The 15567-nt window shown below is 59.4% G+C and carries 12 protein-coding genes and 1 tRNA gene; 6 read left to right on the forward strand and 7 right to left on the reverse strand.

Annotation, left to right across the window (positions count from 1 at the left end; genetic code table 11):
- The first annotated feature begins 52 nt into the window (after window positions 1-52).
- The 5 genes from FKCLFG_RS16705 (at window position 53) to FKCLFG_RS16725 (ending at window position 5146) form a co-directional block, all read left to right on the forward strand.
- Complete coding sequence (locus tag FKCLFG_RS16705) at window positions 53-2248, forward strand: YgiQ family radical SAM protein (protein ID WP_472615882.1); 2196 nt, start codon at window positions 53-55, stop codon at window positions 2246-2248.
- 18 nt (window positions 2249-2266) lie between these two features.
- Entirely contained in the window at window positions 2267-2491 is a 225-nt protein-coding gene (locus FKCLFG_RS16710) for a VF530 family protein (protein ID WP_472614186.1), read from the forward strand.
- Between the two features lie 49 nt (window positions 2492-2540).
- A complete protein-coding gene (locus tag FKCLFG_RS16715; protein WP_472614187.1) occupies window positions 2541-3392 on the forward strand; it encodes an NYN domain-containing protein in 852 nt (283 codons plus the stop codon).
- 148 nt (window positions 3393-3540) lie between these two features.
- Entirely contained in the window at window positions 3541-4050 is a 510-nt protein-coding gene (locus tag FKCLFG_RS16720; protein ID WP_472614188.1) for a hypothetical protein, read from the forward strand.
- Between the two features lie 430 nt (window positions 4051-4480).
- Window positions 4481-5146 carry a YiaD family glycine zipper/OmpA-like lipoprotein gene (locus FKCLFG_RS16725; protein WP_472614189.1) on the forward strand — a complete coding sequence of 222 codons (666 nt, stop codon included), beginning with the start codon at window positions 4481-4483 and terminating at the stop codon, window positions 5144-5146.
- A gap of 165 nt (window positions 5147-5311) precedes the next feature.
- On the opposite strand, the gene FKCLFG_RS16730 is transcribed toward FKCLFG_RS16725, so the two are convergent.
- Window positions 5312-6193, reverse strand: a complete 882-nt coding sequence (locus FKCLFG_RS16730; RefSeq protein WP_472614190.1) for a c-type cytochrome — start codon at window positions 6191-6193, stop codon at window positions 5312-5314.
- A 198-nt stretch (window positions 6194-6391) separates the two neighbouring features.
- On the opposite strand from FKCLFG_RS16730, the gene FKCLFG_RS16735 reads away from it, so the two are divergent.
- Window positions 6392-6467, forward strand: a tRNA-Arg gene (locus FKCLFG_RS16735).
- A gap of 133 nt (window positions 6468-6600) precedes the next feature.
- On the opposite strand, the gene FKCLFG_RS16740 is transcribed toward FKCLFG_RS16735, so the two are convergent.
- The 6 genes from FKCLFG_RS16740 to FKCLFG_RS16765 all read right to left on the reverse strand — a co-directional run bounded on the left by FKCLFG_RS16740 (window position 6601) and on the right by FKCLFG_RS16765 (window position 15523).
- Window positions 6601-8109: an HDOD domain-containing protein gene (locus FKCLFG_RS16740; RefSeq protein WP_472614191.1), complete on the reverse strand. Its 1509-nt coding sequence runs from the start codon at window positions 8107-8109 to the stop codon at window positions 6601-6603.
- Window positions 8106-9800: a putative bifunctional diguanylate cyclase/phosphodiesterase gene (locus FKCLFG_RS16745; RefSeq protein WP_472615883.1), complete on the reverse strand. Its 1695-nt coding sequence runs from the start codon at window positions 9798-9800 to the stop codon at window positions 8106-8108. The genes FKCLFG_RS16740 and FKCLFG_RS16745 overlap by 4 nt, the downstream gene beginning before the upstream one ends.
- Before the next feature lie 394 nt (window positions 9801-10194).
- Window positions 10195-11259 carry an AbrB family transcriptional regulator gene (locus FKCLFG_RS16750; protein WP_472614192.1) on the reverse strand — a complete coding sequence of 355 codons (1065 nt, stop codon included), beginning with the start codon at window positions 11257-11259 and terminating at the stop codon, window positions 10195-10197.
- A 137-nt stretch (window positions 11260-11396) separates the two neighbouring features.
- Window positions 11397-12470, reverse strand: a complete 1074-nt coding sequence (locus tag FKCLFG_RS16755) for an ABC transporter ATP-binding protein (protein ID WP_472614193.1) — start codon at window positions 12468-12470, stop codon at window positions 11397-11399.
- Window positions 12471-12504: 34 nt separating this feature from the next.
- Window positions 12505-14265, reverse strand: coding sequence for an ABC transporter permease (locus tag FKCLFG_RS16760; RefSeq protein WP_472614194.1), 1761 nt, complete (start codon window positions 14263-14265; stop codon window positions 12505-12507).
- Between the two features lie 148 nt (window positions 14266-14413).
- Entirely contained in the window at window positions 14414-15523 is a 1110-nt protein-coding gene (locus FKCLFG_RS16765) for an ABC transporter substrate-binding protein (RefSeq protein ID WP_472614195.1), read from the reverse strand.
- Window positions 15524-15567 lie beyond the last annotated feature (44 nt).

The following is a 15567-nucleotide window of genomic DNA, read 5'->3' on the forward strand; positions in this document are numbered from 1 at the left end:
TTCCAGCGTAAAAAAACGCTCGGAACGGACTGCGGCCGCCCCTTTCCTGCCGATGTCGCGCGCCGAAATGGATAAGTTGGGCTGGGACAGCTGCGACGTGATCCTGATCACCGGCGACGCCTATATCGATCATCCGAGTTTCGGCATGGCATTAATAGGGCGCTTGCTGGAGGCGCAGGGCTTCCGGGTCGGCATCCTCAGCCAGCCCGACTGGCACTCGGCCGAGGCGTTTCGTGCGCTGGGCCGGCCGAATCTGTATTTCGGCGTGACCGCCGGGAATATGGATTCGATGATCAACCGGTATACCGCCGACCGCAAGATCCGCTCCGAAGATGCGTACACCGCCAATGGCGAACCGAACAAGCGGCCCGACCGCGCAGTGGTGGTGTATGCGCAGCGCGCCCGCGAAGCCTATTCGGACGCCAACATCGTGATCGGCAGCATCGAGGCCAGCCTGCGCCGCATCGCCCATTACGATTACTGGACCGACAAGGTCAAGCGTTCGGTGTTGCCGGATTCCAAAGCCGATATTTTGCTGTATGGCAATGCCGAGCGGGCGCTGGTCGATCTGACGCATCGGCTGGCGGCTGGCGAGCCGATCAAAGCGATCCGCAACCTGCGCGGCACCGCCTTCATGGTGCCGCGCGGCTGGCTGCCGGGGGACGACTGGAGCGAAACCAATTCGACCCGGGTCGATACTCCGGGCCGCATCGAGCCGACCATCAGCCCGTATGCGGAAATACCGGAAAAAGAATCCTGCGCCAGCAACAGCTCTGCCGCCGAGCCCGTGGTCAAGCCGATCCTGATCCTGTCGCGCGAAGAGCGCCAAGCCGCGCAGAAGGAGCAACGCGACAAGAGCGTGATCCGGCTGCCGTCGTTCGAGCAGGTCAGCACGGACCCGGTGCTGTACGCGCACGCGTCGCGCATTCTGCATCTGGAATCCAATCCCGGCAACGCGCGGGCGCTGGTGCAAGGCCATGGCGAGCGCGATGTCTGGCTCAACCCGCAACCGCTGCCGCTGGCGATGGACGAGATGGACGGCATCTACGGCATGCCGTATGCGCGCGGCCCGCATCCGAGCTACGGCAACGCCCGCATCCCGGCCTGGGAAATGATTCGGTTCTCGATCAACATCATGCGCGGCTGTTTCGGCGGCTGCACTTTCTGCTCGATCACCGAGCACGAAGGCCGCATCGTCCAGAGCCGCTCCGAGCCGTCGATCCTGCACGAAATCGAAGAAATCCGCGACAAGACCAAGGGCTTCACCGGCACCATTTCCGACCTCGGCGGGCCGACCGCGAATATGTACCGGCTGGCTTGCAAGGATAAAAGCATCGAGGAATCCTGCCGCCGTTTGTCCTGCGTGTATCCGACCATCTGCTCCAATCTCGGCACCGACCACAGCAAGCTGGTCTCGGTCTATCGCAAGGCGCGCGCGATTCCCGGCGTCAAGAAAGTGCTGATCAGTTCCGGCCTGCGCTATGACCTGGCGATCCGTTCGCCGGAATACGTGAAGGAACTGGTCACGCATCACGTCGGCGGCTTGCTGAAAATCGCACCGGAGCATACCGAACAAAATACGCTGTCGAAAATGATGAAGCCCGGTATCGGCAACTACGATACCTTCAAGGAAATGTTCGACCGTTTCTCCAAGGAAGCCGGCAAGAAGCAATACCTGATTCCGTACTTCATCGCCGCCCATCCCGGCACCACCGATGAAGACATGCTGAATCTGGCGCTGTGGCTGAAGAAAAACGATTTCAAGCTGGATCAGGTGCAGACATTCGTGCCGACCCCGATGGCGATGGCGACCACCATGTACCACACCCGCAAAAATCCGCTGCACAAGGTGAGCGAAGATTCGGAAGTGGTGGAAACTGCGCGCAGCGGCCAGATCCGCAAACTGCACAAGGCCTTCCTGCGCTTCCATGACCCGGCCAACTGGCCGATCCTGCGCGAAGGCCTGAAGCGCATGGGACGCACCGACCTGATCGGCAACGGCCCGCGGCATCTGATCCCGGCCTGGCAATCGTCGGAAGACGGCGGCCTGGGCAGCGCCAAAATAACCAGACAAGCCAGCGCCAGCCGCACTGTCGGCAAGGCCGCCTTCAAGGGCAAGCCGGCCGCTCTGTCGACGCCACCGAGCAAACCGTCGCCGGCAAAATCGGCTGCCGGCCACGCCCCGCGCAAAAATGCCAGCAGCATCGGCAACGTGCAAAGAAACACCCAGAGAAGCGGGCGCAAGTAATACTTATAGAGCGACGACATGACCAACGCACAATCCAATAATCCGCTGCAAGGCATCACGCTGGAAGCGCTGTTGACCGAACTGGTGGCCCGCTACGGCTGGGATGGCCTGGCCAGCAGAGTCGATGTACGCTGCTTCAAGAGCGACCCCAGCATCAAATCGAGCCTGACCTTCCTGCGTAAGACGCCGTGGGCCAGAACCCTGGTGGAACAGATTTACGTTCGCCGCAACGATATCAAATAGCGCAGGCCTGTCGCGCCGGCACTACTAACAACAACAAAAGGAACACACGATGGCAGGTCGACCAGAAGTCACCAACATGGCATTATTTTGCGATTTCGAGAACGTGGCGCTGGGCGTGCGGGATGCCAAATTCCCGCAATTCGATATCCGCATGGTGCTGGAACGCTTGCTGCTCAAAGGCAGCATCGTGGTCAAAAAAGCGTACTGCGACTGGGAGCGCTACAAGGAATTCAAGGGCGAGATGCACGAAGCCGCATTCGAGCTGATCGAAATCCCGCATGTGCGCATGTCCGGCAAGAATTCGGCCGACATCCGGATGGTGGTCGATGCGCTCGACCTGTGCTACACCAAGGCGCATGTGGACGCGTTCGTGATCATCAGCGGCGATTCGGATTTTTCGCCGCTGGTGTCGAAACTGCGCGAAAACAACAAATATGTGATCGGCATCGGCGTCAAGAGTTCGACGTCCGACCTGCTGTCGGCTAATTGCGACGAATTCATCTTTTACGACGACCTGGTGCGCGACGCCAAGCCGAAGCGCAAGCCGGTCGAGAAGAAAGTCGCGGTCAAAGCTGTGGCCAATGACAAAAACGACAAGACCAAACCGGCACTGCCAAAATTAGAAGATAAGCAGGAAGAAGACAAGCGGCACGAGGCGCTCGACTTCATCATCGAAACCATCGAAGCGCTGATCGCCGAACGCGGCGAAGAAGAAAAATTGTGGGGCTCGATGGTCAAGCAAACCATGAAGCGGCGCAAGCCCGGCTTCACCGAATCCGCCTACGGCTACCGCTCGTTCCGGCAACTGGTGGAAGACGCGCAAAAACAGAATCTGCTGATCATGGTGCGCGATGAAAAATCCGGCCAATACACGATACGCCTGCCGGCGCTGGAAGACTGAGTCAACCTGAAAGCATCGTAGGGCGGGTGTGCGGCTTCATCGCGTAACCCGACATTTGCGCCGGCCAATTCCCGCTCGCTCTGCTTGTGAAGTGCGTAATATTAGTCAGATTTGCACGCGCACCTTTTCATTTTCTTAAGAACCACACATGCCAAACAAAGACTACACACGTCCCGCCACGCTCTACCTGTATGCGCCAAACGCGGTGCTGGAACGCTGCCTGACCCTGGGCGAATTCCGTCTGCAACCGGCCACCGATCAGAACCCCGGCGCGCCGCTGCCGCCGTCCGGCATCCGGCTCAATTCTGCGATGGCGCCCAACTTCCTCACCGTCAGCTTCGCCCAAGCCTGGGATGAAAGCCTGTTCAATACCTTCGCCGGCAGCGATGCCTGCCTGGTGATACACCACACCGAAAAATTCGGCGAGCGCCTGCACCGCGCAGTCCAGCGCGCGCTGCCGAACTGGGCCGGCATCGACGGTGCCATCAGTTACGGCAAACGCAGCCCGCTGGGCGCGATTTTCACCCGGCCAGCCGCGCACGCGATGCAGCAAGCTTGGCAATTCGCCTGGCGCCCGATGCAGCCGACCATCACGCTCAACCCGATCACCATCAAGCTGGGCAGCATCGAAGAATTCGCCGAAATTCGCACCCGCTAGCCAGCAATTGTTTGCGCGCCCACAAACCCCGGCGGTTTGGCGCGGCTATCTTGAACATGCTTGCCTGGTTCTGCCATATGCTTTTGGGAATTGTCACTGTTCAGCCTGCCAGGTAACGACTGTTTGCATGGCCTCTCCCGCATGCGGGAGCGAGACCGGCAGAGAAGGTAGTAGCCGTCCCAAGCAAACTGAATAGGAGCTTGGAATTGCAAATAACATGGGGTATGGGAAAAAATACGGTAATTGCCGCATATATTCATTGCGGAACATAAAAATACGTATAACAGTATTATTTTTTGAAAAGTATTGTCAGAGAACGCCGAAATGCAAAATCCGGCTAGCCGGATGGATATGTTAACAAATGAAACATTCAGTCCGGCATCGGAACCGGTCTGCCAGAATGCGTATTCTCATTAAAAAAGGGTTCGTCATGCGTACAAAATTCACTCTCTCTGCATCAGTTGCCGCTCTGGTATTGACTGGTTGCGCCAACATGCCTGAGATGTCCAATACCCAGCGCGGCACTGCGACTGGCGCCGGCGTGGGCGCATTGGCGGGCGCGGTAATCGGGGCTGCCACCGGCGGCGGTGGTGGACGGCGTACTGCAGCCGGCGCAGCTATCGGCGGACTGGCCGGCGCAGCCGCCGGCAACATTTGGTCAAACCGGATGGAAAACCAGAAGCGTGCAATGGAACAAGCCACCGCCGGCACCGGCGTACAGGTCAGCCAGACCGCCGACAATCGCCTGAAATTGGATATCCCGAGCGACATTTCTTTTAACGTTGGCAAGTCCGATATCGCGCCGAATTTTCGCCCGGTACTGGATCGCTTCGCCTCCAGTCTGAATGAAAATCCCGGCACCACCGTGACGATTATCGGCCACACCGACAGCACCGGCTCCGACGCAATCAACATGCCCTTGTCACACGACCGCGCCGCGCACGCGCGCGATTATCTGGCGGCCCGTGGCGTAGCGTCCAATCGTTTTACCGTCGAAGGCCGCGGCCCGCATGAGCCGCTGGTATCCAACGACAGCGCCGCTAACCGGGCAAGAAACCGCCGGGTCGAGATTTTCGTGGCGGAACAGGCGCGCTAACTACAAGCCTGATCCAAGTTCTTGCAGCGTCAAAATCAAAAAAGGGGCCGCGGTAAAACGCGGCCTCTTTTTATCTTCAAATCCGATCTTTAAAAAACAAGGCAACAAAAAAGCCAGTCAATGGTTATTGACCGGCTTTTTTGTTGCCTTGCATTCCGACAGGATTTACTTCGCTGCAGCCGTCATGTAATCAACTGCCGCTTTCACTTCATCCTCGGAGGCGGCAGAACCACCCTTCGGCGGCATCATCCGGATGCCGGCAATCGCATTTTTATGCAATAGCTCCGGACCCTGCTTGATGCGAGGCGCCCAGGCTGCCTTGTCGCCGAACTTGGGAGCGCCCATCACGCCAGAGCCGTGACAAGCCATGCAAGCTGAGTCATAGATTTTCTTGCCGGTGTCGGCGGCCAGCTTGGCCGGCGCTGCGGCAGGTGCGGCATCAGTTGCAGGCGCTGCAGCAGTGGCTGCTGGTGCTGCGGCAGGGGCATCGGCTGCAGCAACTGCGCCCGCTGCCTTTGCCGCTGGCTCCTTGAATGAAGCGCCACCCTTATTGGCCATATACACCACGGCGCGCGCTACTTCGACATCATCCAGATCAGGATTGCCGCCTTTGGCAGGCATGCCGCGAATGCCTTGAACGGCGTGCAACACCAGCGTGTCGTAGCCTTGCGCGATACGTGGCGACCAAGCAGCGCTGTCGCCGAATTTAGGCGAACCGGCAGCGCCGCTATCGTGGCAGGCGGCACAAAAAGCGGTATATACGGCGCTGCCAACCTTCAACTGCTTCGGCCCGCTCGCGTCTTTCAGGGTAAAGCCTTGATCGGCAACAGGACTAATACGCGCCGCGACCGCCTCTGCCGTATCGCCGTTCGAGCCGGCGCCCATTTTCTTGTCGTTGGTTACATACTGGACCAGTAGCACGATGCAGATGATGGGAACGATAAAAGCCGCCAGCACTGCAATTACCAGTTGCTTTGGGGTCTTGATCGGGGATTGGTGATCGTTGTGTTTGCCACTGTGTTCGTTTTGATTAGATAGATCGCTCATGGTTTCCTCGGTGCTATTTTTTTAAACCGGTAGGCGAATGCGCAATCACAGCCAATCTGCATCCGCAGGCAGCGCAAAGCTTCGCCAAACCTTTGATTATAGGCGCAATGCAACGGCTTTGAAACGGAAAATCATAGCTTTAAATGGACGATCCGTACGAAAAACTGTATCCTCTGTGCCTGTCCAAAATTTCCCAATGCGGCTGTAGCTCAGTGGATAGAGTATTGGCCTCCGAAGCCAAGGGTCGCTGGTTCGATTCCAGCCAGCCGCACCAATAAAATCAACGATTTACGGTTTTCCCGTAATTCATCCTGCATTCCAAAACTCCTTTGTGTAACCGCGGTGTCGGGACTTTCTCAACAAGGTCTGCTGATGCCAATCAGCTGTCAAATTTCGGCAGCGGAAAATCAATGCGCGGCAGGTGCGCTGGCGGTCGTCGTTGCGTTGCGCCGTTCTGCCGTTTGCGTGACCAGGGCGCGCAAATCGTTCATGATGACGAACTCTGCTGGGCTTGGTTTGGCGTTGGGTGCTGCGTCGCTCCAGTCACCGTACATAAAGCCGACTGGCTGGCGGTTGATCGTCAGGGGCAGGATGATAAAACCGGTGGCAGAAGACACGCTGTTCTGCCACCAGCGCGGCAGTTTGGCGGCAAACTTGGGATCTTGGGCATTCTCAACAAAAATGATGCGATCGCCGGCCAGCGCCGCATGAAACACGTCAGGCTGATATGCATCGTTGAACACCAGTTTCGGGATCAGCGCCGGCACGCCTGTGCCGAAGCCCATTGTGGCCAAGTATTTCGCTTCTTTGACATTTCGCAAAAAAGCAATCGCGCGTCTGAAGCTGAGTCCCTGATACAAGGTTTCCAGTCCCATCGTCAACATCTGGCTGGGAGTTGCACTATTGACAATGCTGCGCATATCGATCACACCCTGCAGCAAAATGCCGTGGGCCGCCGGTTCAGGCAAGGCACCTTCGGCGCGGGAGCGTTTTTCGGTATTGCTGCGCTTGGTGCTGTGAACCGCGCCAAAGCCGGATTCGGCAGTCTTTTTTGCATTTTCTGCCGCCTTCAGCACTGCGGTGGCGTCGACCCCGAGCATGCCGGCATAAGCGTCGGCTAGTCGCAGGATTTCGGTCTCGCCCGAGGCGTCGTCCTGGCAAAGAGCGCTTGCGCATTGGCTGGTCATGCTCGATATCGCAGCCAGCCATTCGGCATGCGGCACTTTTTCGCTCGCTGCCAACGCCAGCGGTTCGACCTTGCGCATGCTGTCGATCAGGCTGCCGGGCAATCCCCAGCGCTGCGCAATAGCGCGGCCCATTTCTTCCAGTGAAAGCCCCAGTATTTCCTGCGCCACTAGATCAGGGTGCCGCTGCGTTTTTTCGCTTTCCTGCTGTGCCTGCGACCAGTGATCGGGCAAATAAAACGCCACCATCATCCGGCCCAGCGTGTGCAGCATCGAGCACACGACAGCCTCTTCGGCATGATGGCGATTGGCGCTGCTCGTGACCTGGCGCGCAACATGCCCGGCCAGCAATGCTTTTTCCATTTCGAGGCGGGCGCTGAGGGTATCGGGCGCGCTGGCCGACAATGCATCGATCAGCTTGGAGCCCAGCGCCAGATGGCCGATGGTTTGCGTCCCCAATAGCATGACTGCCTTCGACACGGTGCCGACGCTTTGGCCGAAGGCCGAATACATCGCGCTATTGGCCAGCCGCAGCACTTTCTGGGTTAGCCCGGGATCGGACATGACGGTTTGCGTCAGGTTGAATTCCTGCTCATCTTCACCGTGCAGGGCGTCCAGCACCGCGCTGATGGCTTTGGTGAAACCGGGAAGGTCGCCGCGCTGCCGGATGCGCTCCCAGAGCAGTTCCAGGGTTTTGTCGGCATCGGGGGCGTCGGGAGTGCGCATGGTCATGATAATCGAGTTGGTTCAGATGAATCCGGCGCGGTCTCAGCGCGCACCGGTTGTGCAGGAATGCCGATTTCAGCCAAAGCTTGCTGCGCGCTGTGCGGCGACATCGGCTTGCCGGTCAGGTAGCCCTGAATGTAGGTACAGCGCCGGTCGAGCAGGAACTGGAGCTGCGCTTCTGTCTCCACCCCTTCGGCCACGACCGACAAATGCAAATGGTGGGCCAGGCTCATGATCGTGTTGCAGATGGCCGCGTCCTTTTCCGATGCGGGCAGATCCTTGATGAAAGCCCGGTCGATTTTTAGAATCGCAATCGGGAACCGCTTCAGATAAGCCAGTGACGAGTAACCGGTGCCGAAATCGTCGATCGAGATGCGGACCTTGCGCGCGACGATTTGGTGCAGGATGGCTTCGGCCTGCAGTGGATCGGTCATCAGCGTACCTTCCGTGATCTCCAGCACCAGTTGGTCGCCGCCAATTCCTGAGAAGGCAATGGCCTGGTCCAGCAACTCCAGGAATTGCGCCTGGCGGAACTGTCTTGGGCTGACGTTGACCGAGATGTAAAGCGGCCGTTTGGCCACCGCCTCGAAGCTCTTGAGCTGGGCGCAGGAAGCCTTGAGCGCCCAGGCGCCGAGCAGATTGATGAGGCCGTTGGCTTCTGCGATCGGGATAAAACGGCTGGGCGGCACCAGGCCAAGACCCGGGCGCAGCCAGCGCATCAGTGTTTCAAAGCCTTGTATCTGGCGGGTCCGGGCATCGACGATGGGTTGGTAATCGAGAAAGAATTCGCCATTCGTGACGGCCTGAAACATCGCCGCTTCCAGCGACAGATCATGCTCCGGCTGGCCGATCTGGCCGCTGTTATAGACCACACAGCATGCTTTGCCGGTCTCTTTTGCGCGGTACATGGCGGCATCCGCATGGGCCAGCAGCGCGACCTCGTCCTCGCCGTGTTCAGGATATACGGCGACCCCGACCGAGGCGCTTACGTACAGCGTATGGCCCTGCACCTCGAACGGGGCCTGCATGGTCGACATCAGGCGGCCGCTAACGAGTTTGATATCGGCGCTGCTCACCGCGCCCGGCATGATGGCGACGAATTCGTCGCCGCCGATGCGCGCCAGCGTATCGCTATTGCGCAAAGCCTTGATCAGCCGGGCACTGGCTACCTGCAGCAGCGCATCGCCGACCGGGTGTCCCAGGCCGTCATTGACTTTCTTGAAACCATCGAGATCGAGCGAGGCCACCGAAAATCCCTGGCCGCTGCGACGCGCCTGCGCGATGGCCATGCGCAGCCGGTCCGATAGCAGGGCCCGGTTCGGCAATCCGGTCAAGGCGTCATGCGTGGCAATGTGGCGCAGGCGCGCTTCGGTCGCATGCGTGCTCGACATGTCGCGGCCGACCGCAAGTAATTCCGTGGCATCGCTTGACGTGGTGTAAGCCGATAGTTGAAACTCGAACCAGAGCAGTGCCTCGCTGGTCTTGATGCGCAGCTTGACGCGGCCGGACTGCCGGGTTGCGCCGGCGTCTGCCAGCGCGGTCTGCAACGCGTCCTGCTCCGAAGCGCAAACCAGTTCCGACAGCGTGCTGCCGATCAGATCCCGCTCGGCGTTAATCAGGTCAATCGTGCGCTGGCTGGCATACAGGATGTCACCCTGATAGTTCAGCCTGACAACGATGTCGCCGGCAGCCTCCATCAGACTTGCCAGCGCACGACGATAGTTTGCTTCAGGGTGCGGTAGTGAACTGGATGACAATTTGGAAACCTGGCTCTTCAATATGGTGTGGGTCTGAAGCCGTCCGATAACGGGAATCGCATAAGTAATGCTTTTCGGAAATGTAACACCGAGTATGCGGTTTTTGTGGAAAAAGGGCAAACGCAGCAATGCCGCGAAATCGGGGCGCGGCCGATCCGCGGGGGATTTTCCAGCGCAGCAGGAATCTGCCCCGCGCATTCGGCGGGCATTGCGGGATAAGGAAGCGGCGGCCAACTGCCGTTTATCATGGCTCTGGAAGCAATTGTCGAATTTTAATATACTGATGACAGCATATTTACGGTACGCATATATAACGTGCGGACAACACCATGTTTCAGGTGATACCCCTGTTTTTTATTGATTGTATCAAGCGAAACAGGGGGCCGATCGACAGCACCAGCGTGGCCATCCGGGTCACGTGGAAAGCGGTCACAATCGGCACCCCGAGCTGCAGATTTTTGGCGGTGAGCGACATTTCGGCGATGCCGCCGGGCGCGGTGGCCAGGATTGCGGTGGCGGGGTGAATCCCGGACCAGGCCGCCAGCAGCAGGCCGAACCCGGCCGCCACCACGATCGTTGTGATGCTGCATAGCGTGACTGCGGCCAGGTAACGCGGCGCGGTATGCAAAAAGGCCGGCGTGAAGCGGGTGCCCAGCGAGACGCCAATGAAGAGCTGGCCACAGTTGATGATCCATTGCGGCAACGCCGACAGATGCACCTCGGATGCCGTCAGCGCGATGGCGATGATCAGCGGACCGATGACCCAGGCATTCGGCCAGTTCAGACGCCGCAGCAGAAAAGCGCCGCAGCAAGTCAATCCGATCAGGCTCAACAGCCCGAGCATATTCACCACTTTGGTGCCCTGCAGATACGGGTCCATTCCGTGCACATCGGCGAACTTGAAGCCGAACGGGATGATCACCACCACCAGCATGATGCGCAGGCTGTGCGCGGCCGCGACCCGATCCGCCAGCGCGCCGTGGCGTTCGCCCTGGGTTGCCATCTCGGACGCGCCACCGGTGGCCATCGCGAAGAAAGTGGTGGTGCTGTCGACGCCGGTAAGCTTGTGCAGCAGCCAGCCGCCGCCGGCGCCCAGCAGCAGCGCGAACACCACCCCGACCACGATGGTGCCGACATAGGACGACAACACATGCAGCACGACCGGCGTGAAATACAGGCCGAGCGCGGTGCCGATCGCCCATTGCCCGGCCTCGCGCACCTGCACCGGCGCTTGCAAGTCGAGGCCGGCCATACGCGCGGCGGCGGTTGCAATGAGCGGGCCGATCATCCACGGCAACGGGGTTTTGAGCCAGATGCACAAGCCGGCGGCACCCAGCGCGATCAGCAATGCGCGCAGGAAGGGCAGGGATGTGAAGCGCGAGAGGAATCGAATTGCCATGGATATTAGTGGGGTATCATCATAAACATGGCATTTTCCGCATTATTTTAAAGCGACTTGAAAAATACACCATGCTGTAAATGCAGCAGCACGGTTCCGCGCTGCTGCGAAAGCCATACGATGTTAGCGTTGTTGGCTTAAAACACCCACAGCTTATCTTGCGGCAGTTGCACCCAGTACTCGCCGGCGGCCAGCCGCTGCGGGGCGTAGGCGCGCAGGCCAAACTCGTCCGCAGCGCCGCGTTTGAACAGGCATTCCCAGCGGTCGCCCAGATACATGCAGGTCGACAGCGGCAGCCGGATGCTGTTCTCAACTTCCGTATCGACGATGCGCACCTGTTCCAGCCGGATCAGCGCGGTAACGTCGGCGCCGAGATTGGCGCCGCGCGCGGTGCCATGCAAGGTGCGGCCTTCGATTTGCAGCGTGACGCGTTCGCCGTCGCGCTGCAGCACTCGGCCCGGCAGGCGATTGTTGCTGCCCATGAATTCGGCGGTGAATAGCGTTTCCGGCGTCTGGTACATGCTTTGCGGGCTGCCTTGCTGTTCGATCTTGCCGTTGTTGAGCAGCAGGATGCGGTCCGAAATCGCCATCGCTTCGCCCTGGTCGTGCGTCACCATCAGCGCCGACAGGCCGAGCCGGACGATCAGTTCGCGCAGAAAGGCGCGCGCTTCTTCGCGCAGTTTGGCGTCCAGATTCGACAGCGGTTCATCCAGCAGAATCACCGGCGGGTTGTAGACCAGCGCCCGGGCGATCGCAACGCGCTGTTGCTGGCCGCCCGACAGTTGATGCGGGAAGCGCTCGCCCAGCTGGCCCAGGCCGAGCTGGGTCAGCACCTGCTTGACCCGGCTGGCGATCTCCGAGCTGGCCATCTTGCGCAGCTTGAGGCCGTAGGCGACGTTATCAAACACCGTCTTGTGCGGCCACAGCGCATACGACTGGAACACCAGGCCCAGGTTGCGCTGCTCGGCCGGCATCTCGTAATTCTTCGCGCCGTCATACATCAGGCGTTCGCCGATGCGGATGGTGCCGGCTTTTGGCGCTTCCAGTCCGGCCACCGCGCGCAGCAGCGTGGTCTTGCCGCTGCCGGAAGGCCCCAGCAGCGCGACCACTTCGCCGCGCTGCAATTCCATCGACACGCCTTTCAGGATCTGGTTGGCGGCGGCCCCGGTGCCGTAGTCGAGGTATAAATCGTTGACGCTTAATTCGTTCATGTTGAAGTCTCTTTTGATTATTGTTGTGCGATGCTTAATTGTGCAGCTTGACGCCGAAGCGCAGCGCGATGCCCAGGCCGATCGCCACCAGGGTGATGTTGATGAACGATAGCGCCGCCACCAGATCGACCGAGCCGCCGGCCCACAGCGACACCAGCATCGCGCCGATAACTTCGGTGCCGGGCGACAGCAGATAGACGCCGGTCGAGTATTCGCGCTCGAAAATCAGAAATACCATCAGCCATGCGCTCAGTAGACCGTATTTGATCAGCGGCAGCGTCACGTCGCGCGTGACACGGGCGCGGCTGGCGCCGATCGCGCGCGCGGCTTCTTCCAGTTCCGGGCCGACTTGCAGCATGGCCGACGAAATCAGGCGCATGCCGTATGCCAGCCAGACCACCGAATACGCCAGCCAGACCGAGAAAATGGTCGAGCGCAGTTCGCGCAGCACCGGAATGAAATGTTCACTCAGCCACAGCGCGACGCCGTTATCCATGCCCTTGAGCGCGCCATCGAGCCAGGCCGGCACGAACAAAAATACCCACAGAAACGACAAGCCCGCGAGCAGGCCGGGGATCGCGCGCGGCACCAGCACGCTGTAATCGAGAAAGCGGGTAATGCCGTCCTGCTTGCGGTGCATCGCCAGCGCGACCGCCGCATAACACAACACCGCCAGAGCGCCGCCGACAATGCCGATCAGGATCGTATTCCAGATGCCGCGCATCAGCGACGGTTGCTCCAGGATGTCGCGGAAGTGTTGCAGCGTCAGCACATCGGCCAGCTTCACGCCTTCGCCCCAATACGACACGAAGGCGCGCAGCACGATGCCGGAAATCGGGATCACGACGGTAAACAGCAGCCACAGCGCCAGCAAGGCAAATGCGATCCACTTCCAGTTACCCAGCGGCAGCGCTTTCTGGCGCGCGCCCTTGCCCTTGATCGACACGTATTTGTTGGCCGACTTCAGCAGCCAGCGCTGCAGCATCACCAGCGGCATCGTCACCATCACCAGGCACACGGCGACCGCCGCCATCAGGTGGTAGGACGGCGTGCCGAGCTTGTTGGTCAGCTTGTACAGATAGGTCGACAACACCAGATGGCCTTCCGGATCGCCCAGCACCAGCACCAGACCGAACACTTCGAAGCCGAGGAAGAACACCAGCACCGCCGCATACGACAGCGCCGGCATGATCATCGGCAACGACACGTTCATCATCACTTGCAGCGGCGATGCGCCGGCCACGCGGGCCGCTTCCTCGACGTCCGAACCGAGGCTTTTCAGCGCCGAAGAGGCATACAGATACACGTGCGGCACGTGCGTCAGGCCGGCGATGATGACGATGCTGGCGAAGGAATAGATGTTCCAGGGTGCAGTCCCGATCAATTGCTTGACCCACAGCGTGTAGAAGCCGACCGGGCCCATCGACACCACGTAGCCGAAACCCATCACCATCGGCGATACGAAGATTGGCACCAGCAGCAGCGGCGCGACCCAGCCGCGCCCGGGCAGGTCGGTGCGCACCATCAGGAACGCCAGCATGCCGCCCAGCGGCACCGCAATCACGGCCAGGCCGGTGGCCAGGATCAACGCATTGATGAAGGAATGGCTGAAATCGGGATCGGCGAAAATGAAACGATAGGCATCGAAACCCAAAGTTTTGACCGGCATGAAAAACGGCGCCGACAGGAAACTTTGGTAAAAAATCAGGTATATCGGGAAAAATATTACGAGCGACGCCAGCGCCACGACTAAGCCGCGCGGCCAGTTCAGACGGGGAAATATTGAGGTTTGCATCACAGTGTCCGATGAAGGGATGGGGCGTGCTGAGGGGCGTCAGAACGCAGCAGCGCAGAGTTTTTTCATTCTCTGGTATTTTTCAGGCGTTGATTGCGCTGCCCTGTCCGGTTGGCGGAGCAGCGCAGCGCACGGGAATTGCTTGGAGTTATTTCTTGCCGGCAGTCTCTTTCCACTGCTTCAGGAACGCCAGGCGCTTGGTCTGATCGAGGTATTGCAGCAGCATCGGGCTGACCGGCACCGGCTTCACGTTGGCGGCGCCAATTTTCCGGATCAAATCGGATGCGGTGGTTTCACCCTTGACATCGGCGCGGATCGCATACAGTTTCGAATCATTGGCAATCACGGTCTGGCCGCGCTGCGACAGCATATAGTCAAGCCACAGCTTGGCTGCATTGACATGCTTGGCGCTCTTGCTGATGAACAGCACGCGCGACATGATCAGCGTGTAATCCTTCGGCAACATGACGCCGATCGACGGATCGGTCTTGGCGCGCACCAGCGCATAGGAGCCAATCACGTTGTAACCGATCAGGTTTTCACCGGAAGAGATGCGCTCCAGCATGGTGCCAGTCGAGGATTGCACCCGTACTTTGGCGACGCCGAAGGCTTTTTCCAGCCCGGCGAAATCCGGGTTGGCGCGCGAATCCTGGGTCATGAACATGAAACCGACGCCGGATTTCTCGATATCGTAAGTGGTGACCTTGTCCTTGAATTTTTCCTGGGTGATCAGCTTGGCAAAATCGGCATGGGTGGCCGGCACTTCCTTGGGGTCCAGCAAGCGCTTGTTGTAGACGATCGCAGCCGGCTCGAACGTGGTGCCGTAGGCGGTATTGTTCCAGATCGCCCATTCCGGCAACTTGCCGGCTTCAACCGACTTGTATTGCAACGCATAGCCGTCCGAAGCCAGCTTCATCTGCAAGTCCATCGACGACGACCACAGCAAGTCGGCGGTGGTGCCGCCGGCGGCCACTTCGGAGATGAAACGGTTGTAGACCTCAGTCGAGTTCATGTCGTTATATTCGACCGAAATGCCTGGATACAGGGCGCTGAAATCCTTCACCAGCGGCGCGGTGGCCTTGCTGTCGGTAGCGCCGTAAATCACCAGCTTGCCTTCTTTTTTGGCAGCGTCAACGATCTTGGCGTAAGCGGCCGGGTAAGTAGCCGGATAAGCGGCTGGAACTTGGGCCAGTGCGCCAAAGGCAGCGCTGGCCGCGAGTGCGCCTACCGCGCTCAGAATGCATTTTTTTGAAAACATGGTGTCATCTCCTTATCGTTATAAAAACTACTCGCTTGGGCGCA

This window comes from Gelidimonas denitrificans, from assembly GCF_055694065.1.

Excerpts from the sequence above, each read along its gene's own strand:
- FKCLFG_RS16740 (WP_472614191.1), bottom strand. The coding sequence starts at position 8,109 with ATGACCATGCGCACTCCCGACGCCCCCGATGCCGACAAAACCCTGGAA.
- FKCLFG_RS16755 (WP_472614193.1), bottom strand. The coding sequence starts at position 12,470 with ATGAACGAATTAAGCGTCAACGATTTATACCTCGACTACGGCACCGGG.
- FKCLFG_RS16705 (WP_472615882.1), top strand. The coding sequence starts at position 53 with ATGTCGCGCGCCGAAATGGATAAGTTGGGCTGGGACAGCTGCGACGTG.
- FKCLFG_RS16710 (WP_472614186.1), top strand. The coding sequence starts at position 2,267 with ATGACCAACGCACAATCCAATAATCCGCTGCAAGGCATCACGCTGGAA.
- FKCLFG_RS16750 (WP_472614192.1), bottom strand. The coding sequence starts at position 11,259 with ATGGCAATTCGATTCCTCTCGCGCTTCACATCCCTGCCCTTCCTGCGC.
- FKCLFG_RS16760 (WP_472614194.1), bottom strand. The coding sequence starts at position 14,265 with ATGCAAACCTCAATATTTCCCCGTCTGAACTGGCCGCGCGGCTTAGTC.
- FKCLFG_RS16730 (WP_472614190.1), bottom strand. The coding sequence starts at position 6,193 with ATGAGCGATCTATCTAATCAAAACGAACACAGTGGCAAACACAACGAT.
- FKCLFG_RS16765 (WP_472614195.1), bottom strand. The coding sequence starts at position 15,523 with ATGTTTTCAAAAAAATGCATTCTGAGCGCGGTAGGCGCACTCGCGGCC.
- FKCLFG_RS16745 (WP_472615883.1), bottom strand. The coding sequence starts at position 9,800 with ATGGAGGCTGCCGGCGACATCGTTGTCAGGCTGAACTATCAGGGTGAC.
- FKCLFG_RS16725 (WP_472614189.1), top strand. The coding sequence starts at position 4,481 with ATGCGTACAAAATTCACTCTCTCTGCATCAGTTGCCGCTCTGGTATTG.
- FKCLFG_RS16720 (WP_472614188.1), top strand. The coding sequence starts at position 3,541 with ATGCCAAACAAAGACTACACACGTCCCGCCACGCTCTACCTGTATGCG.
- FKCLFG_RS16715 (WP_472614187.1), top strand. The coding sequence starts at position 2,541 with ATGGCAGGTCGACCAGAAGTCACCAACATGGCATTATTTTGCGATTTC.